Raw genomic sequence first — 24,886 nt, forward strand, 5'->3', positions numbered from 1 at the left:
TCGTACGGAGTGAAACACTCCGAAGCCCGCCACAGTCTAGCAGAGAGATTCACGTGGACACGATCCCCTCCGACCAGCCCGCCGACGACCACTCCGCGCACCGCCACGGAGGCGAGGACGAGCGTCTCGCCCGGTGGGAGGAGCAGGAGCGCGCATCCGCCTCCGCGACCCGCGACATCGCCGACGTTCCCGCCGTCGAAGTCATCACGACCGCCGCGGTGCACCTCATGAGCGCCGCCGCCGTGAAGACCGGCCTGGCCGACGACCCGGGCCAGCAGGTCGACCTCGACGAGGCCCGCAAGCTCATCAACGCCCTCGCCGGGCTCATCACCGCCGGGGCCCCCGAGATCAGCGACATGCACGCGCGGTCGCTGCGCGACGGGCTGAGGTCGCTGCAGCTCGCATTCCGCGAGGCCTCCGTCATCCCCGATCCGATCGGCAAGGGGCCGGGCGAGAAGTGGACGGGTCCCGTCACCTGAGTCGTTCGTCCTGGGGCTCCGGCGACCCGGTGCCCTTCCGCGATCGACGCGAGGCGCCGGCATCCGCCCCCCCCGGCACCCCACGAGAACAGGGGATGCCACGAGAACTGGCCGTACCGCCACGCCGCGGTCCTGTTCGCGAACGATCGCCTGTCCCGGCACGGTCGCGCGCCCCCGGCGCCGCGGCGGGCGGGTCAGGCGTCGGTGCTGCGGTGGAGTTTCACCGTCAGGGAATCCACCAGCACCGCGACGCGGTCGTCTGCGGCCCACCGGCGCGCGAGGCGTGCGAGCACGGCATCCAGCTCCTCCTGCTCCAGCCCCGACATCAGCTGGAGGTGAACCACCAGCTCGGGGCCGCGGAGGCGCCCGGTGGGATCACCGGGCTGGACGGCGAGGTCCAGCACCGCGAGCTCACCGGAGATGCTCTCCTGCAGGCCGGTGAAGACCGTGGGCGAGGTGTGCGCGGGCTCCCACGACTCCCCCTGGGCGATCGCCCAGACCGCGGGACGCCGGATGACGAACTCCGTCTCCGACGCGGGATCGATGACGATGAGCTCGGTGTCCTCCGACGCCGCCGCCAGTGCCGTGCGACGCCCGTCGGCCGGCACGGGGCGGGCCGTGGCATCCCAGGTCTGCAGAGCGGCCACCGACGTGAACACGGGCAGCACCTTGCGGCCGTCGGGGGCGGCGACCGTCACGATCGACAGCTCCTGCGTCTTGTCGACCTCGAGACCGTGGGCTCCGACGCCGTGGTCGCCCTTCTCGGCGACGAGCGGGATCAGCAGGCGCGCCGTGCGGTAGGCGTCGATGACGGCGCGCGCGTCGCCGTCGTCCGTGCGGAATGCGACGAGCGCGGCCAGCAGGGCCGGGTCGGCCGAGCCGTCGTCGCCGGAGTGGGGATTCGACTCGAACCGTCGCCCCTCCCAGGGGACGCCGGCCGAGTCGGCGTGGTGCCCGTGATCGTGAGGGCCACCCCCGTGCGGGCCGTCAGTGCCCGGCGACATCCAGCGCCTCGGCGAGGGTGAACTGCCCCGCGTAGAGTGCCTTGCCGACGATGGCTCCCTCGACGCCCAGCGGCACGAGGTCGCGCAGGGCGACGATGTCGTCGAGGCTCGACACCCCGCCCGAGGCGACGATCGGCTTCGGAGTGCGCTGGGTCATCTCGCGCAACAGGTCGATGTTGGGGCCGCGGAGCGTGCCGTCCTTGGTCACATCGGTGACGACGTAACGACTGCACCCGGCGTCTTCGAGGCGGTCGAGCACCGTCCACAGGTCGCCGCCGTCGCGGGTCCAGCCCCGGGCGGCGAGGGTCGTGCCACGCACGTCGAGGCCGACGGCGATCGCGTCGCCGTAGCGGTTGATCACGTCGGCCGCCCACTCGGGGTTCTCCAGAGCGGCGGTGCCGAGGTTGATGCGGCTCGCACCGCTCTCGAGGGCCGCCTCGAGCGAGCGGTCGTCGCGGATGCCGCCCGAGAGCTCCACCTGCACACCCTTGACCTGCTTGATGACCTTGCGCATGACGCTGGCGTTGCTGCCGCGACCGAAAGCCGCGTCGAGGTCGACGAGGTGGATCCACTGCGCACCCTGACGGGCGAAGTCGGCGGCCGCCTCGACGGGGTCGCCGTAGCTGGTCTCGGTACCGGCCTCTCCCTGGGTCAGGCGGACGGCCTTGCCGCCGGCCACGTCGACCGCGGGAAGCAGCACAAGTTCGGGCGTGGACGCGAAATCGTTCATGGCTCCTCGCACCCCTCGGCGCATCTCGCCGTGCCTGGGCACGAGGTCACACAGTAGTCGTGCGCAGGCCGTCGATCCAATTGGCGAGCAACCGGATGCCGGCCTCGCCCGACTTCTCGGGGTGGAATTGGGTGGCCGAGAGGGGGCCGTTCTCGACGGCGGCGAGGAAGGGGGCGCCGTAGGTGCACCAGGTCAGCGTCGGCTCGGGGAACGGCGGGGTCACCTCGAGCGACCAGTCCTGCGCCGCGTAGGAGTGCACGAAGTAGAAGCGCTCCCGCTCGATGCCGTCGAAGAGGCGCGACCCCTGTCCCGGCGTGACCGTGTTCCAGCCCATGTGCGGCAGAACCGGGGCGGCCAGTTCGGCCACCGTGCCGGGCCACTCCCCCAGTCCGGGCGTGTCGGCGCCGCGCTCGACGCCCCGCTCGAACATCACCTGCATGCCGACGCAGATGCCGAGCACCGGACGACCGCCGGCGAGACGTCGGTCGACGATCTCGCCGCCGCGGCTGGTGTTCAGGGCGCCCATCACGGCGCTGAACGCGCCGACCCCGGGAACGAGGAGTCCGTCGGCCTCGAGCAGCAGGGTGCGGTCGGAGGTCAGTCGTGCGTCCGCTCCGGCCTCGACGAGCGCCTTCACGGCCGAATGGACGTTGCCGGAGCCGTAGTCGAACACGGCGACGACGGGCTTGGCCGTCACAGCGCACCCTTGGTGCTGGGGACGCCGTCGACGAGGGGGTCGAGGGCCTTGGCCTGACGGAAGGCGCGAGCGAGCGCCTTGTACTCGGCCTCGGCGATGTGGTGCGGGTCGCGCCCGCCCAGCACGCGAACGTGCACGGTGAGGCCGGCGTGGATCGAGACGGCCTCGAACGAGTGGCGCACCAGCGAGCCGGTGAAGTGGCCGCCGATGAGGTGGTGCTCGAAGCCCGCCGGCTCGCCGGTGTGGACGAGGTAGGGGCGACCGCTGATGTCGACCACGGCCTGCGCGAGCGCCTCGTCGAGCGGGACCAGCGCGTCGCCGTACCGGGCGATCCCCGACTTGTCGCCCAACGCCTGCCGGATCGCCTGACCGAGGACGATCGAGGTGTCTTCGACGGTGTGGTGCGCATCGATGTGCGTGTCGCCCGTGGAGCGGACGCGCAGATCGGTGAGCGAGTGCTTGGCGAACGCCGTCAGCATGTGGTCGAAGAAGGGCACGCTGGTGGAGATGTCGCTGGCGCCGCGACCGTCGAGATCGAGCTCGAGCTCGACGCGGGATTCGCTCGTCTCGCGCGTGATCGAGGCGGTGCGGGGCGAGGCGGGGCCTGTCATGATCGGGATCCTATCGAGGCGAGGGCGTCAAGGAACGCAGTGGTCTCGTCGGCCGTTCCTGCCGAGACGCGAAGGTGGTGCGGGATGCCGACGTCGCGGATGAGCACGCCGCGGTCGTACAGCGCCTTCCACGTGGCGGCCGGGTCGTCGACACCGCCGAAGAGCACGAAGTTCGTCCAGGACTCGTGTGCGGTGTACCCGAGGGCCGCCACGGTCGCCGAGATGCGGTCGCGTTGCGCGACGATCTCGTCGACCATCGACAGCATCGTGTCGGCGTGGCCGAGGGCCGCCGTCGCGGCCGCCTGGGTCAGGGCGCTCAGGTGGTAGGGCAGGCGCACTAAACGCAGAGCGTCGACGAACGCCGGGTCGGCGGCCAAGTAGCCCACCCGCGCACCGGCGAAGGCGAACGCCTTGCTCATCGTGCGCGAGACGACCAGGCGGGGTCGGCCCGGCAGAAGCGAGACGGCGGAGGGCTCGTCGCGCGGGGCGAACTCCTCGTAGGCCTCGTCGACGATCACGATCCCGTCGGTCGCGTCGTACACGGCCTCGATCACGTCGAGGCGCAGGGGCGTCCCCGTGGGGTTGTTGGGGGCGCAGAGGAAGACGACGTCGGGGCGCTGCTCGCGTACCTGCGCAGCGGCCGACTCCGCGCTGAGCGTGAAATCGTGATCCCTCGCGCCGGCGACCCACCGGGCACCGGTCGCGCGGGTGAGGATCGGGTACATCGAGTACGTCGGCGCGAAGCCCATGGCGGTGCGGCCGGGGCCGCCGAACGCCTGCAGGATGTGCTGCAGAACCTCGTTCGAGCCGTTCGCGGCCCAGATCTGTTCGGGGTTCAAGCCGTGCCCGAGGTACTGCGCGAAGGCCTCGCGCAGGCCCGTGAACTCCCGGTCGGGGTAGCGATTGACGTCGCGCAGCGCTCGGGCGACGGCATCGAGGATGTCATCGGCGACCTCGGACGGAACCGGATGCGTGTTCTCGTTCACGTTGAGCGCCACGGGCAGCGCGGCCTGCGGGGCTCCGTAGGGGGTCATACCCCGCAGATCGTCGCGAAGAGGGAGGTCGTCGAGGCGTACGGTCACCTCACCCATCGTAGGCGGCGAGTGGGCCGCCGGCTCACGCGAACGGGGTCGTGATCAGCTCGCGGGCGCGTACTCGGCGGGGATCGCGATGCGCTGACCCGCGGTGACCGAGCCACCCGGCAGGGCGTTCAGACGCGTGATCTCCGCGACGACGTCGCGCGGGTCGGCGGCGGGCGCCAGATCTTCGGCGATGGACCAGAGGGTGTCGCCGCTCATCACGGTGACCTCGGTGAAGGACCCGGCGGGAGCGCCGAGCTCTCCCGACGCGAGGGCTGCGCCCCCTCCGACGACGGCCACCGCGAGGGCGGCGACGAGGGGAAGGGAGACCAGGAACGCGAAGACGCGGCGTCCGCGCGCGGTGATGCGCAGGCGGGTGGTCGGGGCGGTGAAGGCGATGCTGCTCATGGTGTGCTCCTTGGTGGGGAGAGATTCGCACCCCACCCTCGGCCGGGAGGGCGGTGGTGCGAATCTGTATTCCGAATCTATCTTCGATACTGTGCGGGTGTCAACACCGCGGGAGTAGGAGACCAATCGAACGCGACACGCGCGGGGCTCCGTGTCATTCGGGTCGTCCACCGGATACGGTTTCGACACGGAGACCTCATCACCAACCTCCGACATTCGAATTTCCGCCGCACGTTCCGCGGCGCGAGGGGAGCTCAGATGACCGACGCGACGACCGCCGCCGGCCGCGAACGGCCGCAGACCCGGCGGCGCAAGAACCTCAGCGACAAGCAGCTCGCGATCCTCGAGGTGATCCAGCGCTCCATCGCGCGTCACGGCTATCCGCCGAGCATGCGCGAGATCGGCGACGCCGTGGGTCTGAAGTCGCTGTCGAGCGTCACGCACCAGCTGAACCAGTTGGAGCTGAGCGGCTACCTGCGTCGCGACCCCGGCAAGACGCGCGCGATGGAGGTGCTGATCGACCTGCCCGGCGCGGCCGCCGAGAACCCCGCGGACACCGCCCCCGCCCTCGGCGACGCCGCCCTGGTGCCGCTCGTCGGTCGCATCGCCGCCGGTGTGCCCATCACCGCCGACCAGCAGGTGGAGGAGATCTTCCCCCTCCCCCGTCAGCTCGTCGGCAAGGGTGAGCTGTTCATGCTCAAGGTGTCGGGCGACTCGATGATCGACGCCGCCATCTGCGACGGCGATTGGGTCGTCATCCGCTCGCAGGCGAACGCCGAGAACGGCGAGATCGTCGCCGCGATGCTCGACGGCGAGGCCACCGTCAAGACCTTCCGTCGCCGCGATGGCCACACGTGGCTTCTGCCCCGCAACAGTGCGTTCGAACCCATCCTCGGCGACGACGCCGTGGTGCTCGGGCGAGTGGTCGCGGTCCTGCGGGCCGTCTGACCCCGCACGCCGACTCGAGCCGGATGGCCGCCGCGAGGTGGCATCCGGCTTTCGTCGTTCCGGCGGCGTACGCCGCGCGCACGGCATCCGCGAGCCCCGGGCGCATGTCGGAGCCCCTCCCTAGGCTGGAGGCATGGCGAACACGCTCCCCTACGGTTCCTGGCCCTCCCCTCTCACCGCGGAGTCGGTGTCGCAGTCGTCTCCGCGCGTCGACGGCGCCCGCTTCGTCGGGGGCGAGGTCTGGTGGGGCGAGTCGGTGCCGAGCGAGGCGGGGCGCGTCGCCGTCAAGCGCCGGCGCACAGATGGCGTCGTCGACACCGTGCTGCCCGCCCCGGCCAACGCCCGCTCGGCCGTCCACGAGTACGGCGGCGGGGCGTGGACGGCGTCCGACGACGGCGAGCTCTACTACGTCGAGAAGACCGATCAGCGCGTCTACGCCCTGCGACCCGGTGGAACCGCGCGCCCGCTGACGCCCGCCGACGACGCCGTGCGCCACGGCGGCCTGCGCTGGGAGCACGGCGTCCTCCTGGCCGTGCGCGAGACGCACGGAACCGCGCGCGTGCCGGCGCGGGCGATCGTCCGCATCGCGACCGACGATTCGGCAGCGGTCGACGTCCTCGCCGACGGCAGCGACTTCCTCGCTCAGCCCGCTCTGTCACCCGACGGCCGCCGCCTCGCCTGGGTCGCGTGGAACCACCCCGACATGCCGTGGGACGCCACCGCGATCCGCGTCGCCGACCTCGACACGCGGGAGGTGCGTGAGATCGCCGGCGGCGAGCATCGCGCTCCGCTGCAACCGGTCTGGATCGCCGATGACGAACTGCTCTACGCCGACGACCCCGACGGCCGATGGAACCTCTACCGCGTCCTGCTCGGCGGCGAGCCGCAGCCGGTCGCCGCGGCGGACGCCGACACCGGAGGCGGGCTGTGGGTGCTCGGGACGCGCTGGTTCGCCGCCACCGACGACGGGCGGATCGTCGCCGTCCGCACGCACGGCGGCGACGAGATCGTCGAGATCGCCCCCTCGGGGGTACGACCGCTCGACGTGCCGACGGTCGCCGGTTCCGCCGTCGACGACGTGCGCGGTCATCGCGTGATCGTCTCGGGCACCGACGCCGGTGGCCGATCCGGCCTCTGGATCCTCGATCTCGACGCGGGCACCGTCGAGCTCGTCACGGGTGGCTCCGGAGCCTGGGGCGATGAATGGATGCCGACGGCGCGCGCCCTCGAGACGGAGGGGCCCCACGGCACGGTGCACGCCTTCGCGTACGGCCCGACCAACCCCGACGCGACGGCCCCCGAGGGCGAGCGCCCCCCGTACGTGGTGCTGGTGCACGGCGGCCCCACGTCGCACGTGGGACCCGCTCCCACGGCGAAGGCGGCGTTCTTCACCAGTCGTGGCATCGGCGTCCTCGACGTCAACTACGGGGGCTCGACCGGGTACGGTCGCGCGTACCGCGATCGTCTGAAGGGTCAGTGGGGCGTGGTCGACGTCGACGACGTCGCCGCCGCGGCATCCGCTCTCGCCGAGGCCGGCCTGGCCGACCCCGCGCGCCTCGCGATCGCGGGAGGCTCGGCGGGCGGCTGGACGGTCCTCGCGGCAGTGACCACCACCGAGGTGTTCTCGGCCGGGATCTCGCGCTACGGCGTCGGCGACGCCCGCGCGTTGGCGGAAGACACGCACGACTTCGAGGCCCGGTATCTCGACGGCCTCATCGGGCCCCTGCCCGAGGCCGAGGCGGTCTACCTCGAGAGGTCTCCGCTCACCCACCCGGAGCGTTTCCGCGTCCCCCTGCTCATCCTGCAGGGGTCGGAGGACCGCGTCGTGCCCCCGTCGCAGGCCGAGGCCATCCGCGACGCCCTCACCGCGCACGGCGTGCCGCACGCGTACGTGCTGTACGAGGGCGAGGGCCACGGGTTCCGCCGCTCCGACACGGTGATCGACTCGCTGCAGCGCGAGCTCGGATTCCTCGGCGCGGTCTTCGGATTCGACACCCCGGGGATCGCCCCACTCGACCTCGGCTGAGAGGTCGGGCACGCGTCGACCCCAACGGGTGGACGTGGGAACGGCGCCTTCCCCGGTGCGGCGGTCCCGCGCGACCGCCCCTCCCCCGCGAAAGCGAAGGGCCCCGCCGACGGGACGTCGACGGGGCCCGAGAGCCGCGGATCAGGAGGCGAACGCCGCCAGCTCGGCCGCGAGGCGCGCCCCCACGTGCGCGTGCAGGAACGTGCCCTGCTCGCGGTGCTCCTGAGCGACGATGAGGCCGCTCTCGTGCACGGCCGACACGAGGTCGCCGCGGTCGTACGGGACCACCGCCTGCACCTCGACCGCGGGGAGCGGCAGGGCGTCCTCGATGGCCGCGCGCAGCTCCTCGATGCCCTCGCCGGTGCGCGACGAGACGAACCTCGCGTCGGGGGCCAGCCCGCGCAGCACGAGCCGCTCGTCCTCGCTCACGAGGTCGGCCTTGTTGAAGACGACGATCTCGTGTCCGAAGTCGGCGTCGACATCGCCCATCACGTCGCGCACCGTCATGAGCTGCGCGGCCGGATCGGGGTGCGAGGCGTCGACGACGTGCAGGATGACGTCGGCGTCGCCGACCTCCTCGAGCGTCGAGCGGAACGCCTCCACGAGCTGGTGCGGGAGGTTGCGCACGAAGCCGACCGTGTCGGTCAGCGTGTAGACGCGCCCGTCGGTGGTCTCGGAGCGGCGGACCGTGGCATCCAGGGTTGCGAACAGTGCGTTCTCGACGAGCACGCCCGCGCTGGTGAGGCGGTTGAGCAGGCTCGACTTGCCGGCGTTCGTGTACCCGGCGATCGCCACCGAGGGGATGACGTGGCGCTTGCGCTCGGCGCGCTTGGCCTCGCGCGCGGGCGCGAAGTCACGCAGCTGCTTGCGCAGCAGCGCCATCTTCGTGCGGATGCGACGGCGATCGAGCTCGATCTTCGTCTCACCGGGGCCGCGCGAGCCCATACCGGCGCCGCCGGCACCGACCTGTCCACCGGCCTGCCGCGACATCGAGTCACCCCATCCGCGCAGACGCGGGAGGAGGTACTCGAGCTGGGCGAGCTCGACCTGGGCCTTGCCCTCGCGGCTCTTCGCGTGCTGGCTGAAGATGTCGAGGATCACCGTGGTGCGGTCGATCACCTTCACCTTGACGACGTCCTCGAGCGCTCGACGCTGGCTCGGGGCGAGCTCGGTGTCGGCGATCACGGTGTCGGCGCCGACGGCGGCGACGATGTCGCGCAGCTCCGCCGCCTTGCCCCGACCGACGTAGGTGGCCGGATCGGGGTGGGGTCGACGCTGCAGCACGCCGTCGAGCACGACGGCTCCCGCCGTCTCTGCGAGGGCGGAGAGTTCGCGCAACGAGTTCTCGGCATCCGCCTGCTCGCCCTGCGGGTGCACGCCGACGAGCACGACGTTCTCGAGGCGCAGCTGGCGGTACTCGACCTCGGTGACATCCTCGAGCTCGGTGGAGAGCCCCGCGACGCGGCGGAGCGCGGCGCGCTCCTCGCGATCCCACTGGTCGCCGTCGGAGTCGCCGCCGTACGCCGTCGTGGAGTCCTGCAGAGCCTGCGCCGCACCGAAGACCCGGACCCCGCGGTGCGCTTCGGCGCGCGTGAGCACGCGGTCCACCGGATCGACCGGCGACGCGTCGGTGCTCGGGGGTGTGGTCTGTTCGGTCATGGGATCCTTTCGGTCGCGGGTCGATCCCCGCGGTTCGCTGATGTTCTGGCACTTTATCCGGCCCGGCGGTCATCGCCGCGGTCGGATATCCTGAGGGGATGGGGAGCGAGCACTATTTCAGCGCGTCGCCGTCGAGTCCCGAACAGCTCCGCCGCATCCGTGTGACGCTCGCCGGTCGTGAACTCGAGGTCGTCACGGCGGGCGGTGTCTTCAGTCCGGATCGCCTGGATGCCGGCACGTCGGTGTTGTTCGCCCATACGCCTCCCCCTCCCGCCGGCGGGCACTTCCTCGACCTGGGGTGCGGGTGGGGTCCGATCTCGATGTCGCTGGCGCTCGCGTCACCGCACGCGACCGTGTGGGCGGTCGACGTCAACGAGCGGGCTCTCGATCTCGTGAGGCGCAATGCCGAGTCGCTCGGCCTCACCAACATCAACGCCGTGCGCCCCGAGGATGTTCCCGACGACGTGTCGTTCCGCACGATCCGCTCGAACCCGCCGATCCGCGTGGGCAAGAACGAGCTGCACGGCATGCTGGAGCACTGGATCCCCCGTCTCTCCGAACGCAGCGACGGCTGGTTCGTCGTGCAGCGCAACCTCGGCTCCGACTCCCTGCAGCGCTGGCTCGCCGCGACCTTCCCCGACGGCTACGGCGTGCAGCGTGCCGCCACGGGTCGCGGGTATCGCGTGCTCCGGGTGCGCCGCCACGGCTCCCCGCCGAGCGAGCTCATCGACATCATCCCCTGACGCGCGCCACGGGTTGCCGCCCGCTCGCCCGTGTCCGCCCGGCCGCGGGCTCCGCGACCGCCGCAGGCTGCGGCTGCGGCTGCGGCTGCGGGCTCAGCTGAGCGCGACCTCGCCCGTGAACACCAGAGACGCGGGACCGGACAGGAAGACGCGGCCCTCGGCCACGCGCACGCCCAGCGTGCCGCCCGGGGTGTCGACGATCCAGTGGTCGGGGGCGGCGACGCCGGCCCAGTGGCGCACGGCGAGCGCCGCAGCGGCCACGCCCGTGCCGCAGCTGAGCGTCTCGCCCACACCGCGCTCGAACACGCGCAGGCGGATCGCCCCCACGCCGTCGCGCACGAGCGGATCCGCCGGCACCACGAACTCCACGTTCGCGCCGTGGCGCGGAGCGGGGTCGAGCACCGGCTGATACGTGAGGTCGAGACCCTCGAGCTCAGCCTCCGACGACAGCGCGACGACGACGTGCGGGTTCCCCACGTCGATGCCCACCCCGGGGCGGGCGACGGGCAGTCCCTTCGCGCGGACGAGGGTCTCGTCGGCATCCACCGTGAACGCGCCGAGGTCGACCTCGAAGCCGCGGTCGCTGCGGGTGAGCGTCTTGACGCCGGCACGGGTGCCGATGCGCAGGCCCCCGTCGATCGTGGCGAGGCCGGTGTCGTCGAGGTAGCGGGCGAAGACGCGCGTCCCGTTCCCGCACATCTCGGCCTTCGAGCCGTCGGCGTTGCGGTAGTCCATGAACCACTCGGCCCCGGATGCCGCCGCATCGGCGCCCTCGCCGATCGCCGCCGAGCGCACGACGCGCAGCAGGCCGTCGGCGCCGATACCGAAGTGCCGGTCGCAGAGCGCCGCGATCTGGGCGTCGGAGAGGTCGAGTTCGCCGTCGGGGTCGGCCACCACCACGAAGTCGTTGCCCGTGCCGTGGCCCTTGGTGAACGCGAGAGTCGCCATATGTCCAGTCTAGGGAGCGACGTGCGCCGCCCCGGCCGGTCGTTCCACGAGCCCGCTCGGGCGCGGTGGGCGCGGCGCCGGCTCGGATCCGGGACCGCGGGGACGGGGCGGGCGGCCCGCGGCGGCGGCGCGGAGACGGGTGCGAGCGCGTCCCGCCGTCCGGGCTGCGACCGCGACCCGGGTCAGGGCAGGGGGCCGGCGGCCGGACCCGGGCCGTCGACGATCAACCGTTTGCCCGTCGCCCAGATCTCGAACGGCTCGTAGCCGAGCGCCTCGTAGAACCCGCGGGCGCCGACGTTGTCAGGGCGCACCATGAGCTGCACCTTCGGGCAGCCCATCTCCTCCAGCAGGCGTTCGGCCTCGGTGACGAGCATTCGCCCGATCCCCCGCCCGCGGTGCGAGAGCGCCGAGGCCAGGTAGGAGAGCCACCCGCGATGCCCGTCGTATCCGGCCATCACGCTCCCGACGATCTCATCGCCGCCCCGGCTGCCGTCGACCGCGACGAGGAACAGCTCCGGCTGCACGGCGAGCTTGCGGCGGATGTCGGCGTGCGGGTCGTTCCAGGGACGGGTCAGTCCCGCCTCCTCCCAGAGCGCCACGACGGCGTCCTCGTCGGCCGTCGCGAAAGCGCGCACGGTGAGGGTCACGATCCGTCCTCCTCCGCCGCGCGGGCGAGGTGGGCGGCACCCACCGTTCGCGCGTCGACCGTCGTGGCCGAGCCGTACCGGCGGAACCACGACACCTGACGGCGCGCGTAGCGACGCGTGAGCGCCTGCGTCTCGGCCACCGCCTCCTCGCGTGTCATCTCGCCGCGCAACTGAGCCAGGGCCTGCGCGTAGCCGATGGCGCGCCCCGCGGTCACGCCGCGCTCGAGGCCCTCGCCGCGCAGCGTCTCGACCTCGTCGACGAGGCCCGCCGCCCACATCCTCTCGACACGGGCGTCGAGCATCGGCACGAGCTGCTCACGATCGACGTGGGTCGCGAGGATGCGGGTGGAGGGATGCCACAGCACCGGCGCCTCCGGAAGGGCGCCGCCGTGCGTCTCACCCCCCTGAGCGAGCACCTCGAGCGCGCGCACGACACGTCGGCCGTTGCGCGGATCGATGCGCTCCGCCGCCTGCGGGTCCGCCTCGCGGAGGCGGGCGAACAGCGCCCCGCTGCCCTCCCGCTCGAGGTCCGCCTCGAGCCGGGCACGCAACGCCTCGTCGCGCGGCGGGAAGCGAAAGTCCCACAGCACGCCCGAGACGTACAGCCCCGACCCGCCGACGAGGATCGCATGGGCTCCTCGGCCGTGGATCTCGTCGATGGCCGCGCGGGCGGCATCCTGGTACCACGCCACCGCGGCCTCGTCGGTCACCGCGAGCGCGTCGAAAAGATGATGGGGGATGCCGCGCCGCTCGGCGACGGGGACCTTGGCCGTTCCGATGTCCATGCCGCGGTACAGCTGCATCGCGTCGGAGTTGACGATCTCGGCGGGGCGTCCGCGCGCGGCGAGAGCGTCGGCGAGATCGAGCGAGAGAGCGGTCTTGCCGGTGCCGGTGGCACCGACGACCGCCCAGAGAGTCGGGGTCACACGCCGACGCGGAGCGTGGGCAGACCCAGCGAGACGGAGCGGGGAGCACCCGCCTCCCCCGCGGGAGTCGGGACCGCGCAGGACTCGGCCTGCGCGCGGTCCCACGCGTCGCCGGCTCGCGTGCGACGGATGCGCAGCGCGCCTCCGTCCGGGGCGTCGGCGAGCAGGTGGAAGGGCGCCGCGTGCGTCACGGTGACCGAGACCACGTCGCCCGGGCGGGGGACGGCGGAGCCGGCGGGCACCTCGAAGTGCACCAGGCGGTTGTCTTCGGCGCGGCCCGTGAGGCGGTGGGTCTCGGCATCCTTCTTGCCTTCGCCCGCGGAGACGAGCACCTCGAGCGTGCGGCCGAGCTGCCTCTGGTTCTCCTCGATCGAGATGCGCTCCTGCAGGGCGGTCAGGCGCTCGTAGCGCTCCTGCACGACGGCCTTGGGAACCTGATCGGCCATGGTGGCGGCGGGAGTGCCCGCGCGGACGGAGTACTGGAAGGTGAAGGCGCTCGAGAAACGCGACGCCTCGACGACCCGCATGGTCTCTTCGAAGTCCTCGTCGGTCTCGCCGGGGAACCCGACGATGATGTCGGTCGTGATCGCGGCGAACGGGATGCGCGCGCGCACACGGTCCAGGATGCCGATGAACTTCTCGCTGCGGTACGACCGGCGCATCGCCTTGAGGATGCGGTCGGAGCCCGACTGCAACGGCATGTGCAGTTGCGGCATGACGGCGGGCGTCTCGGCCATCGCCGCGATGACGTCGTCGGTGAACGCCGCGGGATGGGGGCTGGTGAAACGGATGCGCTCGAGGCCGTCGATCTCTCCGGCCGCGCGGAGCAGCTTGCCGAAGGCCAGGCGATCGCCGAACTCGACCCCGTAGGAGTTGACGTTCTGACCGAGCAGGGTCACCTCGATGGCGCCGTCGTCGACGAGAAGACGGATCTCGTTCAGGATGTCGCCCGGACGGCGGTCCTTCTCCTTGCCGCGGAGGCTGGGGACGATGCAGAACGTGCAGGTGTTGTTGCACCCGACCGAGATCGACACCCAGCCGCTGTGCACCGAGTCGCGCTTGGTCGGCAGCGTCGAGGGGAAGATCTCGAGCGACTCGAGGATCTCGAGTTCGGCTTCGCCGTTGTGACGCGCTCGTTCGAGCATGCCCGGCAGCGAACCCATGTTGTGCGTGCCGAAGACCACGTCGACCCACGGCGCCTTCTGCTGCACCGCCTCTTTGTCCATCTGCGCCAGGCAGCCGCCGACGGCGATCTGCATGCCGGCGCGTGCGTCCTTGCGGGACTTGAGGTGGCCGAGCGTGCCGTAGAGCTTGCCCGCCGCGTTGTCGCGCACGGCGCACGTGTTGATGACGACGACGTCGGCCTCCGACCCCGCTTCGGCGCGCACGTAACCCGCGCTCTCGAGCGAGCCCGACAGTCGCTCCGAATCGTGCACGTTCATCTGGCATCCGAAAGTGCGGACTTCGTACGTGCGCGCCCCCGCGACGCCCTGGGCGGCGGCGGAGGGCGCGATGAGCGCCGGGGTGAAAACGGGGGTCGTCATGATGCGAGCAAGTCTAAACGGCGGTTCCCCCCGTGGGCACGGGGACGCGACCGCGCGTGCGCGTCGTCGGTCGGCGAAGGACCCTTGGCGCGAATCGGGCTGGATTCTTCGTTTCCGAGACGCGTTCCCGTGTGCCGCGTAGGTAGTTTGGGGGACATGTCGTGACCCGCGTCGTCGCGGGTGCTTCGGGGGGAGAAGACATGCGGACACAGCCGTCGAACGAGTGGGCGAAGCGCCTGATCGGAACGGACCGGGATGCCGGATTGCTCGCCGATCGTGCGCGGGCCGGGACGTCGTTCGTCATCGCGGGACCGCGGGGCAGCGGTCGGAGCTACCTGCTGCGGGCCGTCGCCGCGGAACTGGAGCGGCACGATGCGCTACGGGCGCTGGTCCGTCCCGCCACCTCGCTGTCAGCGGTGCCGTATGGGGCCCTCGACGCGATCGGCGACGAGCAACTGACGGATCTGAGTCGGCGCCCGCTGGCCGCCGCGGTGAGCGGAGTCGTCGTGATCGACGACGTCGACGCGCTGGACGTCGCCTCGACGCACGCGCTCGCGCGTGCCGTCGCGTCGCGCCGTGTGACCGTGATCCTCGCCCTCCGGACCGCCCGCGCGCGTGCCGGCGAGCGACCGGACGACTCCGGCGAGGTGCGACGTACGGTGCTCGACCTCTGGCTCGACGGGCTCCTGCGCCGGATCGACCTGGCAGAGCTGGGCGACGACGACGCAGGGGGTCTGATCGACCTCTTCCCCGATGCGCATCTGCTCGACAGCGCCACCCGTGCCGGGTTGGTATGGCGTGCCGACGGGTCGCGCACACTGCTGCGCCAACTCATCCTGGAGGCCACGGCCACGGCTCGGGCGGGCAAGGACCCCCTCGCGGCGCTCGGATCGATCCCCCGGCACAGTCGGCTGGCGGTCGCGCTCGAACGGCACGTCTCGGACATCCCCCGCCCCGATCTGGAGTGCCTGGCGGGGGTGCGCCGACTGCGTCACCTCGAACGCGCCGCCGCGACACGGTTGTTCGACGCCGAGATCGTGGGCGCTCTGCTCGTCAGCGGCCTGCTGCACGCCGACACCTCCGCCGACCGGCGCCTGACCGCCAACGAGCTCGTCGCGCAGGAAGCTCATCGTCAACTCGGCGGAGAGCACGTGGACGCGATGATCGAGACCGCCGCGACGCGGATGCTCGCCGAGGCCGATGAGTGGTGGAGCCACCCCCTCGCCGTCGCCGTCTCGGAGCGCTGGCACCGCCTCGGCACGGAGGCCTCGGGCGAGGCGGCGTACCCGCCCCGCGTCCGTGCGCGCGTCGCTCTCCACGCAGCCCGCGACGCGAACGACCGCGGCGACCTCGCGCACGCGGCCGCGCACGCCGCGCGCGGGCTCAAGGCGATCGACGACCCGGCGCTCCATCTCGAAGCGGCGCTCGCCTGCCGACAGGGCTCGCCGTGGGAAGCCGCCGACGACATGCAGGCGCGTCGGCGGCTCGCCCGGCCGCTCGCACGCCGGGCGGGCGCAAGCGACGACGTGGGCGCCGTGGCGGAAGCCGACGCCCGCGTCGAGACCCTGCTCGCCGACATGGCGCACGCCCTCGCTCAGTTGGATGCCGCGAGGGCGACGGAGGCCGCCGCGCGCGCCGTCAGCGAGACCTCGGCATCCACCGCGGCGCATCTCAAGGCCCTGATCGCCGCCGGGACCGCGGAGGCGATGCGCGGCCGATGGCGCGCGTCGCAGCACCACAACCGCCGCGCCGAGGCGATCCTGGACGCTCGTCAGCGGCCCGACGGGATCGGGACCCGCGACCGCCTCGCGGCGGTGATGTTCCTGCTCGGCGCGCATCAGATCGCCGGCGCCGACGGCGCCGCCGTGCATCGGCGGCTGGAGCGGGAGATCGCGACGTCGGCTCGCGAAGGGGAACCGACGGATCTGACATTGGTCGGAGCGGCCGCGGCCATCTCCTTCGCGGGCGCGGGGCGACCGACCGAGTCGCAGCGTGAGCTGATGTCCGCGCTCACGCGAGAGGGAGCGACGGTCTCCGGGCCCGATGCGACGATGATCGAGCTCGGGGTCGCCGACGAGTTCGCCATGGCGGGCCGGCTGGCGGAGGCTCGCACGATCCTGGCTCGAATCGATGGTCGCGGCGCCCCGATCGTGTGTCGCGGGCTCCTCTACGTCGAAACCACCATCCTCGCCGTGGAGGGCCGTTGGAGTGAGGCACGTGCCGCCGCTCGTGCCACGGCCGAGTTCACGCGCGGGAGCTCGGCCGCTGCCCTGCGCATCCGCGATCTCTTCCGGCTGGCGACTCTCAAGGAAGCGCGAGCGCACGAGATCGACGAGCTGGTCCAACTGGCGGCCACCACCGATCTGCCCCTCGCCGTCGAGGCCGTCCGCCGGGCGTCCGCGCACACGCGGGAGGAGGAGTGTCTCCCCGTCGATGAGCTCCGCCTGCACGCGTTGTGGTCAGCGGATGCACCCCCGCCGGCGGAAACGACGACCTCGCTGCCATCGCTCCCCCGTCCGACGTCGCCGACCGACGCCCCCGAGGAGCTCACGGCTCGAGAGATCGAGATCGCCCTGCTGGCCGACGAGGGACTGACCAACCGTCAGATCGCTGCACGGCTCTTCCTGTCGATCCGCACCGTCGAGTCGCACGTGTACCAGGCACGCCTGAAAGTCGGGGCGGCGTCTCGACGCGAACTCGGTCACCTGGTCGCCACCTCCGCGGCACCGGGCGGGCCGACCGCCGGCGCGGACGGCGCCCCACCCTCCTGACCACGGGAGGCGCGGGAGCCGGCACCGACACCGAGGGCACCGGAGCCGGAGCCGGAGCCGCGGCCAGGGCACGGCAGCGCGGCGCCGCGCCGCGCCGCGGCCAAGGCGCGGCGGCGCATGCGTGCGAAACCGTCGCAGCGCGCCCGCGTCGTCGACTACTCGTCAGGCGTGAAGCGGACGCCCGACGGGGGTGACGAACGCGAGAACGACCGCGAACGACCCATACCAACCTCATCGAGCGCCGCCCGCGCGGCCGTGAGAGCGACAGACGACGGGTACCCCCGCCGGGCCAACTGACCGGCCAGGCGACGCAGGGCAGCGTCGTGGTCTTTCCCTTCGACGCCGCGAACCTTGGACCGCGCGAAGTCGAGGGCGCGCTCCGCGTCGTCGTCGGGGAGTTCCGCGAGAGCGGCGTCGGCGATGTCGCGGGGGATTCCCCGCTTCCGCAGGGTCTCGGCGACGGCCCGCCGCCCCTCCCCGCGTTTTTCGATCGCCGACATCACCAGTTGTTCGGCGAATGTCGCGTCGTCCAGGTAGCCCAGATCGACGAATCGCTCGACGACGTCCTCTGCGATGACGTCATCGGCTCCCTCGACCATGCGCGCGACGGTCCGCGCCTCCGACAACGACAGAGACCGGGACCGCAACTTTCGAAGCAGCACCGCCTCGGCTCGTTCGCGTACCTCGTTCTCGTCGGGCCCGGCCGGAAGGTCGTCTGCCGGCTCCGGCGCGTCGTCCCGAATCGCGCGGAGCCGCGGCCGGACGTGCTCGCCGACGAGGGGAACTTCCTCCGCATCCTCGCGCACGTCGACCGCGTCGCGAGCACTCCCCCGTGCGGGCTGCTGAGGTGACGCGGTGCGCGGCGCGCCGCCGAAGAGGGGGATCACCGGTGCGAGCGAGTCGTCAACGGAGGCGGGGATGCCGCGCAGTCGGCGAACACCCGTATCGGCCGGTTCCCCACCTCGCGTCGACCCGAGGTCGCCACCCGTTTTCTCGAACGGGGGGCGACCCCAACCGGCGTCAGAGGTCCACAGGCCGGGCGCCGGGCGGCCAGCTCGTCGGATTCGGCCGGCGCGGCGGTGACGGCCGGAGCCCCACCAATACCGAGCTTCGACTTGATCTTCGACTCGATCTCGGCGGCGACATCGGGGTTCTTGATGAGGAAGTTGCGGGCGTTCTCCTTACCCTGACCGAGCTGCTCGCCGTCGTAGGTGTACCAGGCGCCCGACTTCTTCACGATGGCATGCTCGACGCCGAAGTCGATCAGGCTGCCCTCACGGGAGATTCCGACACCGTAGAGGATGTCGAACTCCGCCTGCTTGAAGGGGGGAGCCATCTTGTTCTTGACGACCTTGACGCGCGTGCGGTTGCCCACGGCCTCGGTGCCGTCTTTCAACGTCTCGATACGGCGGATGTCGAGGCGGACCGACGCATAGAACTTCAGCGCCTTTCCGCCGGCGGTGGTCTCGGGCGAGCCGAAGAACACACCGATCTTCTCGCGCAGCTGATTGATGAAGATGGCCGTCGTCTTGGTCGTGTTCAGACCACCGGTGAGCTTGCGCAGTGCCTGCGACATCAGGCGCGCCTGCAGACCGACGTGAGAGTCGCCCATCTCCCCCTTGATCTCGGCCTCGGGGACGAGAGCGGCGACCGAGTCGATGACGACGAGGTCGATGGCGCCTGACCGGATCAGCATGTCGGCGATCTCGAGAGCCTGCTCACCGGTGTCGGGCTGCGACACGAGGAGCGCGTCGATGTCGACACCGAGCTTCTTCGCGTACTCGGGGTCGAGCGCATGCTCCGCGTCGATGAAGGCGGCGATGCCACCGGCGCGCTGGGCATTGGCGATGGCGTGCAGGGTCAGCGTCGTCTTTCCCGACGACTCCGGGCCGTAGATCTCGATGATGCGGCCGCGCGGCAAGCCGCCGATGCCGAGGGCGACGTCGAGGGCGACGGAGCCGGTGGGGATGGTCTCGATGGGCGCGCGATCGTCGCTGCCCAGTCGCATGACCGAGCCCTTTCCGAACTGCCGGTCGATCTGGGCCAGGGCCGATTCGAGGGCTTTTTCGCGCTCTGCGGGTGAGGGCATGACGTCTTCTTTCTGCTCGCGTTCCGGTCGCCTATAGGCTGTCGCGCCCCCCACCGACGGTGGGGGTGCCCGACAAGGCGTTCAGAGTGTCGTTCGACGTTTCTCACCGTAGGGAGGGCCTCCGACATTGGCACCGGAGGGCCGCCCGATTGTGGATCGATGCGTCACGAACTCTGTTGTGCAGGAGCCTACGCCCGAATCGAACGTAGGTTCGAGGACACGCCGTTGAATGCGCGACGAAGTCCGAACAAGCCGCGCGCCCCGTCGCGAAGAGTGCGACCGACGGTCAGGACCGGCGAGGCTCGAGTCGTCCGACGCCGTAACGACGGTTCTGCGGCACGTCGGTCTCCGCGCAGAGCGCCAACCACACCTCACGCGGATCCACGCCGGCGGCGAGAGCCTCGACGCCCGTACGACCACCGCAAGCCGACAGGACGAGGTCGGTCAGCAGCGAGCCGCCGCGCGCACCGAACTCGTCGGCGACGGCGCGTTCGAACTCGCTACGGCGCATCGAGGGACAGCGTCAGCGAAGCGAGAGCTCGGGCTCGACCGATGCGACGAGGTCGTCGGGAACGACATCGGGGAAGGTCTGCAGGCCCTCGAGGACCGAGAGACGATCGCCCACCTGGCGCATGATGGTCGAGATGGGCACGTCGAGGGCCTCGGCGACGGAGGCCAGGATCTCGCTGGACGCTTCCTTCTGACCGCGCTCGACCTCGCTGAGGTAGCCGAGGGCGACGCTCGCCCGGCTGGCGACCTGGCGGAGGGTGCGCCCCTTCTGCTGGCGGAGGTCACGCAGGACTTCGCCGATCTCTTGACGAACCAGGATCATTTGGGGGCCCTCCTCACTGCTGATTCCGTCGCCGCCCGGGCGGGCGACTGTAAACACCGTCTGTGGTCACCCTAATGCCGCGCGCTGTGCACCGGATGGGAATCGCAGGAGGAAACCGGGATGTGGAATCATTTGTTCCCCGTTTCTCCGGCATCGCTCGGCGTCGAGATATCAGAGCGCCGCGAGAGCCCGACGGACGGCCAGGTGGGCGGTCTCCCGGCGGATGCGATCGCGGTCGCCGGCGATCACGAGCGAGTCCACGCGGGTGCCCAGCGGGGTCGACACGGCGATGTGCACCGTGCCGACGGGCTGGCCGTCCTGCTCCTGCGGCCCGGCGACCCCCGTGGTGGCGATGCCGACGTCTGCCGCGACGCCGTCGCGACCCAGGACGTCGCGCACGCCCCGGGCCATCTGGCGCGCGACGCGGGGATGCACGGCGCCGTGCGCGTCGAGAAGGGCCTGGTCGACCCCCAGCACGCTGTGTTTCACGTCGGTGGCGTAGGCGACCACTCCCCCGCGCACGACGCGGGATGCGCCCGGCAGGTCGACGAGCGAAGAGACGACCAGTCCCCCCGTGAGGGATTCCGCCACGGCGACGGTCCAGCCGAGCTCCGCGAGTCGGCGAAGCAGCACCGCGGCGCTCTCTCGCGGGTCGCGCACGAGCGTCTCGTCGAGGTCGTCGGGGACGCCGTCGATCATCGGCCCTGCCGGTTCTTCCGCGCCGCGCGCACCTCGGTCACGATGTAGTCGATGCCCGAGGCGATGGTCAGGGCCACGGCGAGCGTCATCGTCACGACGGACACCCACCACACGGCGCCCTGCCACGCCGCGGCGTCCGAGACCCCCGCGAGGGGAATGAGCGCAATCGACAGCGCGAGAGCCTGGAAGACCGTCTTCAGCTTGCCCATCCAGGCGGCCGCGAGCACGTGATCACTGACCACGAGGAAGCGGTAGACCGTGATGCCGACCTCCCGCACCAACACGATCACCGTGATCCACCAGGGCAGTTCCCCGAGGATCGACAGGCCCACGAAGGCCACACCGGTGAGCGCCTTGTCGGCGATGGGGTCGAGGAGCTTACCCAGGTCGCTGACGATCTTGTAGCGGCGCGCGATGTACCCGTCGACCCCGTCCGTGGCGATCGCGACGATGAACAGCACCGCCGCGGCCCAGCGCAGACCGCCGTCGTCTCCCCCATCGGCCAAGAGCAACCAGAGGAACACCGGCGCGCACAGGATGCGCGCGATCGTGATCGCATTGGGGAGTTGCGGGTGAACGGCCATCAGTCTCGTCCCGTCAGCTTCCAGGCGTCTTCGGAGTCCTCGTCGTCTTCGACGACGGGCAGGCCCTCGAACTGGGCCTCGATCGGGTCACTGCCGTAGCGGTCGTCTCCGGCCCCCGAGGCGGGGGTGGTCGCCGGTGCGTCGTCGCCCCGAAGGCGCGCCATGACCCCGGGGAGCTGTTCATTGGTCACGAGCACATCGCGCGCTTTCGAGCCCTCCGAGGGTCCGACGATCTCGCGCGACTCCAGGAGGTCCATGAGACGGCCCGCCTTCGCGAAGCCCACGCGAAGCTTGCGCTGCAGCATCGAGGTCGACCCGAACTGCGTCGAGACGACGAGCTCGGCGGCCGCCAGCAGGAGTTCGAGATCGTCTCCGATGTCGGCGTCGATCTCTTTCTTCTCGGCCGCGGCCTGGACATCGGCGCGATACTCGGGCCGAGCCTGCTGCGTGACGTGGGCGACGACCTTCTCGATCTCCTGCTCGCTGACCCACGCTCCCTGCACCCGGACGGCCTTGGACGCCCCCATCGGCAGGAAGAGGCCGTCGCCCTGGCCGATGAGGCGGTCGGCGCCCGGCTGGTCGAGGATGACGCGCGAATCGGTGACGCTGGTCACCGCGAAGGCGAGGCGCGACGGCACGTTCGCCTTGATGAGGCCGGTCACCACGTCGACCGAGGGACGCTGCGTCGCGAGTACCAGGTGGATGCCGCTCGCGCGGGCGAGCTGCGTAATTCGCACGATCGAGTCTTCGACGTCGCGCGGCGCCACCATCATGAGGTCTGCGAGCTCGTCGACCACCACGAGCAGGTAGGGGTACGGCTTGAGCACGCGCTCGCTCCCGGCCGGCAGCGTGATCTCGCCGGCGACGACGGCCCTGTTGAAGTCGTCGATGTGACGGAAGCCGAACGACGCGAGGTCGTCGTAGCGCATGTCCATCTCTTTCACGACCCACTGCAGCGCCTCGGCCGCCTTCTTGGGGTTCGTGATGATGGGGGTGATGAGGTGCGGGACCCCGGCGTACGACGTCAGCTCGACGCGCTTCGGGTCGATGAGGACCATGCGCACATCGGAGGGCTTCGCCCGCATGAGAAGGCTCGTGATCATGGAGTTCACGAAGCTCGACTTACCCGAACCGGTGGAGCCGGCGACCAGGAGGTGGGGCATCTTCGCGAGATTGGCCACGACGAAGCCACCGCCCACGTCTTTGCCGACGCCGATGGTCATGGGGTGGGTCGAGGTGGTCGCGGCATCCGATCGGAGGATGTCTCCGAGGGTGACGATCTCGCGGTCGGCGTTCGGGATCTCGACGCCGATCGCGCTCTTACCCGGGATCGGGGCGAGGATGCGCACCTCATTCGACGCGACGGCGTAGGCGATGTTGTTGGTCAGCGCGGTGATGCGCTCGACCTTCACCCCGGGGCCCACTTCGATCTCGTACTGCGTGACGGTCGGCCCGCGTGAGAAGCCCGTGACCCGGGCATCGACCTTGAACTGCTCCATCACGCTCTCGATCGCTTTCACGACCGCGTCGTTGGCGGCCGAACGCGCCTTGGGGGGCGTGCCGGCGGCGAGGGCCGTGACGGCGGGAAGCCGGTAGGTGGCGGCGGGCGGCGCACCGGCGTGGTCGCCCCCCAGCCCGGAGATGCCCGGGAGATCGTCGTCGACGGCGTCTTCGAGGGGCGAATCGTCGAGCAGGCCGCGGCCGGATGACGCGTGGGCGAACGCTTTCGCGTCGAACACCTCGGTCAGCGCATCAGGGGTCGGAGGGACAGGGGGCGGCGGGACCGGGGCGGTCGCGGGTTCGGGAGCGACCACTGCGGACTCGAAGCCCCCCTTCGGGGTTCCGGGCGTCAGCAGGGTCGTGAGGTCATCGGAGCCGAGGGCGCCATCGGCGTCGTCTTCGCGGCCCGACTTGTTCCGCCTCCACCACGGCAGAGACTTCTCGGCGGGCTCGTCGTCGGGGTCGTCGACCGGCAGCACCTTGGTCGCCGGGTCGGGACCCTCGACCCTTTCGACTCCGAACATCCAGGCGTAGAGGTCTCCGAGGCGGCGACCGATCCGGTTCGGCGGCGTCTTGGTGAGGATGAGCACGCTGAGCGCGGCCAGCAGCGACAGGACGATGTACGCGCCGACATCGGCCGGGACGAACCCCAGCGTCACCGCGAGGGGTTCCCCCACGATCCAACCCGCGATCCCCCCGGCCGGACTGAGGGCCGGTAGTCCGCCCTCGTTCGGAACGGGGCGCCCGCCCGCGACGTGGCAGAACCCGGCGAGGGTCACGATGAACAGGCCGAAGCCGATGCCGACGCGTCCGTTGTCGTGCACCGAAGCGGGATGACGGAAGAGCCATCCCGCCAGCAGCAGCAGGAGCACGGGTAGCACGAATGCGACGCGGCCGACGAGAGCCCCGAAGCTGTAGGCGCTGATCAGCGCAGCGGCCTCGGCGCCGATGAAGAACCACTCCACGACCGCCCCGATGACGGCGAGAACCACGAGGAAGAAGGGGAAGCCGTCTCGTCGCTGATCTCGCTCGAGGTTTTCGGGGCCGAAGGCGCGGAACATGCCGCCCACGCCGTGGGCGATCGCCATCCAGGCGCGGACGGCCGCGGCGGGCTTCTCGGGCTCGTCGACGTAACGCTTCGGCGCGGGGGCCGAGGCTTTCGATCGCGACGACCCCTTCGCGGGGGCGCGACCGCCGGACGGTGACGAGGTACGGGCCATTCCTCCACGGTAGGCGGGACCTCCGACATTCGCCCGTACCGACGCGGGGTTCAACGCAGGCGCTTGACCATCACGTCGCGGCCCATCCCACGCCGCACCACGGCGAAACCCTCCGAGCGATAGAGCGACACCGCGAAATTGTCGCGCTCGACGCTCAGGCTGATCCGCGCGTACCCCTCCGCGCGCGCGTGATCGACGAGCCGCTGCAACAGCGCCCTCCCCGTCCCGTGCGCACGCCACACGGGTCGGACGCCGATGATCAGTTCGGGCACGCCCGTCCCGATCCACCCGAATCCGGGTTCGTCACGCGGCAGCATGCGGTACCACGCCGCCCCCACCGCCTCGCCGGTCGGCGACTCGGCGATGAAGCCGGAGTCCCCCGGCCGCTGCCACCCGGCGAGGTAGCGACGGTGCTCGGGACTACTCAGCACCTCGTGCCGCGGCCGCGCAGCGCCGGCACGCCAGTTGGCGGCCTCGACGGTCATGTCGGCGAGGAAGACGCCGTCGGACCGGAGTGCCGCACGGATCGGGAGACCGGGCATGCCCGCATGATATCGACACCGCCGCACCGGGGATGAGCGCGGAACGTGGCGCCGTGACCCGCCGCCCACCTCGCCGGATGGCGCGAACAGGAACCCGACGGAACCACCGCACGAGGCTCCGCGGCGCGATCCGCGCCACCTCGTGCACATCGGCGGAGCGTGCGGGCGGAGCGATGGACCAACCGTCGAGGAACACGCGC

24 protein-coding genes are annotated in these 24,886 nt (G+C 71.3%); 5 read left to right on the forward strand and 19 right to left on the reverse strand.

What is annotated here, in order from left to right:
- The first annotated feature begins 53 nt into the window (after nt 1–53).
- Nucleotides 54–479, forward strand: coding sequence for a DUF1844 domain-containing protein (locus tag ACK4LS_RS03600; RefSeq protein WP_409713265.1), 426 nt, complete (start codon nt 54–56; stop codon nt 477–479).
- Between the two features lie 194 nt (nt 480–673).
- Here ACK4LS_RS03600 and ACK4LS_RS03605 read toward each other — a convergent pair whose 3' ends face one another.
- From ACK4LS_RS03605 to ACK4LS_RS03630, 6 genes are read right to left on the reverse strand one after another with little or no spacing between them, the layout of a single operon-like run.
- Nucleotides 674–1,483, reverse strand: coding sequence for an SseB family protein (locus ACK4LS_RS03605; RefSeq protein WP_409713268.1), 810 nt, complete (start codon nt 1,481–1,483; stop codon nt 674–676).
- The gene (gene priA / locus ACK4LS_RS03610; RefSeq protein ID WP_409713271.1) at nt 1,467–2,213 is read right to left on the reverse strand and encodes a bifunctional 1-(5-phosphoribosyl)-5-((5-phosphoribosylamino)methylideneamino)imidazole-4-carboxamide isomerase/phosphoribosylanthranilate isomerase PriA; all 747 of its coding nucleotides are present in this window, start codon (nt 2,211–2,213) and stop codon (nt 1,467–1,469) included. Before priA ends, ACK4LS_RS03605 begins: the two co-directional genes overlap by 17 nt.
- Before the next feature lie 46 nt (nt 2,214–2,259).
- Nucleotides 2,260–2,910 (reverse strand): imidazole glycerol phosphate synthase subunit HisH, encoded by a 651-nt coding sequence (gene hisH / locus ACK4LS_RS03615; protein ID WP_409713274.1) that lies wholly within the window; start codon nt 2,908–2,910, stop codon nt 2,260–2,262.
- The gene (gene hisB, locus ACK4LS_RS03620; RefSeq protein ID WP_409713276.1) at nt 2,907–3,521 is read right to left on the reverse strand and encodes an imidazoleglycerol-phosphate dehydratase HisB; all 615 of its coding nucleotides are present in this window, start codon (nt 3,519–3,521) and stop codon (nt 2,907–2,909) included. Before hisB ends, hisH begins: the two co-directional genes overlap by 4 nt.
- Complete coding sequence (locus tag ACK4LS_RS03625; protein WP_409713279.1) at nt 3,518–4,612, reverse strand: histidinol-phosphate transaminase; 1,095 nt, start codon at nt 4,610–4,612, stop codon at nt 3,518–3,520. The genes hisB and ACK4LS_RS03625 overlap by 4 nt, the downstream gene beginning before the upstream one ends.
- A gap of 45 nt (nt 4,613–4,657) precedes the next feature.
- Entirely contained in the window at nt 4,658–5,008 is a 351-nt protein-coding gene (locus ACK4LS_RS03630; protein ID WP_409713282.1) for a LysM peptidoglycan-binding domain-containing protein, read from the reverse strand.
- A 258-nt stretch (nt 5,009–5,266) separates the two neighbouring features.
- Here ACK4LS_RS03630 and lexA point away from each other — a divergent pair, with 258 nt between their 5' ends.
- On the forward strand, nt 5,267–5,956 hold the full coding sequence (lexA, locus tag ACK4LS_RS03635; RefSeq protein ID WP_409713285.1) for a transcriptional repressor LexA: 690 nt from the start codon (nt 5,267–5,269) through the stop codon (nt 5,954–5,956).
- A 133-nt stretch (nt 5,957–6,089) separates the two neighbouring features.
- Nucleotides 6,090–7,982: a S9 family peptidase gene (locus tag ACK4LS_RS03640; RefSeq protein WP_409713288.1), complete on the forward strand. Its 1,893-nt coding sequence runs from the start codon at nt 6,090–6,092 to the stop codon at nt 7,980–7,982.
- A 141-nt stretch (nt 7,983–8,123) separates the two neighbouring features.
- Here the strand turns inward: ACK4LS_RS03640 and hflX are convergent, their stop codons facing one another.
- Nucleotides 8,124–9,641 carry a GTPase HflX gene (gene hflX, locus ACK4LS_RS03645; protein WP_409713291.1) on the reverse strand — a complete coding sequence of 506 codons (1,518 nt, stop codon included), beginning with the start codon at nt 9,639–9,641 and terminating at the stop codon, nt 8,124–8,126.
- A 98-nt stretch (nt 9,642–9,739) separates the two neighbouring features.
- Between hflX and ACK4LS_RS03650 the strand changes: the two genes are divergently transcribed.
- On the forward strand, nt 9,740–10,384 hold the full coding sequence (locus tag ACK4LS_RS03650; RefSeq protein ID WP_409713293.1) for a class I SAM-dependent methyltransferase: 645 nt from the start codon (nt 9,740–9,742) through the stop codon (nt 10,382–10,384).
- A gap of 93 nt (nt 10,385–10,477) precedes the next feature.
- Here the strand turns inward: ACK4LS_RS03650 and dapF are convergent, their stop codons facing one another.
- The 4 genes from dapF to miaB all read right to left on the reverse strand — a co-directional run bounded on the left by dapF (nt 10,478) and on the right by miaB (nt 14,449).
- Nucleotides 10,478–11,332, reverse strand: coding sequence for a diaminopimelate epimerase (gene dapF, locus ACK4LS_RS03655; protein ID WP_409713296.1), 855 nt, complete (start codon nt 11,330–11,332; stop codon nt 10,478–10,480).
- Nucleotides 11,333–11,514: 182 nt separating this feature from the next.
- On the reverse strand, nt 11,515–11,979 hold the full coding sequence (locus ACK4LS_RS03660; RefSeq protein WP_409713299.1) for a GNAT family acetyltransferase: 465 nt from the start codon (nt 11,977–11,979) through the stop codon (nt 11,515–11,517).
- Entirely contained in the window at nt 11,976–12,905 is a 930-nt protein-coding gene (miaA, locus tag ACK4LS_RS03665; RefSeq protein WP_409713301.1) for a tRNA (adenosine(37)-N6)-dimethylallyltransferase MiaA, read from the reverse strand. Before miaA ends, ACK4LS_RS03660 begins: the two co-directional genes overlap by 4 nt.
- Nucleotides 12,902–14,449: a tRNA (N6-isopentenyl adenosine(37)-C2)-methylthiotransferase MiaB gene (gene miaB / locus ACK4LS_RS03670; protein ID WP_409713305.1), complete on the reverse strand. Its 1,548-nt coding sequence runs from the start codon at nt 14,447–14,449 to the stop codon at nt 12,902–12,904. Before miaB ends, miaA begins: the two co-directional genes overlap by 4 nt.
- Nucleotides 14,450–14,649: 200 nt before the next feature.
- Here miaB and ACK4LS_RS03675 point away from each other — a divergent pair, with 200 nt between their 5' ends.
- A complete protein-coding gene (locus ACK4LS_RS03675; protein WP_409713308.1) occupies nt 14,650–17,220 on the forward strand; it encodes a LuxR C-terminal-related transcriptional regulator in 2,571 nt (856 codons plus the stop codon).
- A gap of 155 nt (nt 17,221–17,375) precedes the next feature.
- Here the strand turns inward: ACK4LS_RS03675 and ACK4LS_RS03680 are convergent, their stop codons facing one another.
- The 8 genes from ACK4LS_RS03680 to ACK4LS_RS03715 all read right to left on the reverse strand — a co-directional run bounded on the left by ACK4LS_RS03680 (nt 17,376) and on the right by ACK4LS_RS03715 (nt 24,686).
- Nucleotides 17,376–17,819, reverse strand: a complete 444-nt coding sequence (locus ACK4LS_RS03680; RefSeq protein ID WP_409713311.1) for a regulatory protein RecX — start codon at nt 17,817–17,819, stop codon at nt 17,376–17,378.
- Between the two features lie 284 nt (nt 17,820–18,103).
- On the reverse strand, nt 18,104–19,309 hold the full coding sequence (gene recA / locus ACK4LS_RS03685; RefSeq protein ID WP_409713314.1) for a recombinase RecA: 1,206 nt from the start codon (nt 19,307–19,309) through the stop codon (nt 18,104–18,106).
- A gap of 286 nt (nt 19,310–19,595) precedes the next feature.
- Nucleotides 19,596–19,820, reverse strand: a complete 225-nt coding sequence (locus ACK4LS_RS03690; protein ID WP_409713317.1) for a DUF3046 domain-containing protein — start codon at nt 19,818–19,820, stop codon at nt 19,596–19,598.
- A 12-nt stretch (nt 19,821–19,832) separates the two neighbouring features.
- Nucleotides 19,833–20,141 carry a helix-turn-helix domain-containing protein gene (locus tag ACK4LS_RS03695; protein ID WP_409713320.1) on the reverse strand — a complete coding sequence of 103 codons (309 nt, stop codon included), beginning with the start codon at nt 20,139–20,141 and terminating at the stop codon, nt 19,833–19,835.
- 171 nt (nt 20,142–20,312) lie between these two features.
- Nucleotides 20,313–20,840, reverse strand: coding sequence for a CinA family protein (locus tag ACK4LS_RS03700; protein WP_409713323.1), 528 nt, complete (start codon nt 20,838–20,840; stop codon nt 20,313–20,315).
- Entirely contained in the window at nt 20,837–21,424 is a 588-nt protein-coding gene (gene pgsA / locus ACK4LS_RS03705) for a CDP-diacylglycerol--glycerol-3-phosphate 3-phosphatidyltransferase (RefSeq protein WP_409713326.1), read from the reverse strand. The genes ACK4LS_RS03700 and pgsA overlap by 4 nt, the downstream gene beginning before the upstream one ends.
- A complete protein-coding gene (locus tag ACK4LS_RS03710; RefSeq protein WP_409713329.1) occupies nt 21,424–24,144 on the reverse strand; it encodes a DNA translocase FtsK in 2,721 nt (906 codons plus the stop codon). Before ACK4LS_RS03710 ends, pgsA begins: the two co-directional genes overlap by 1 nt.
- Before the next feature lie 50 nt (nt 24,145–24,194).
- Entirely contained in the window at nt 24,195–24,686 is a 492-nt protein-coding gene (locus ACK4LS_RS03715) for an N-acetyltransferase family protein (RefSeq protein ID WP_409713332.1), read from the reverse strand.
- Nucleotides 24,687–24,886: the final 200 nt, after the last annotated feature.

It is taken from the genome of Microbacterium sp., from assembly GCF_046295495.1.
Taxonomy (GTDB): Bacteria; Actinomycetota; Actinomycetes; order Actinomycetales; family Microbacteriaceae; genus Microbacterium.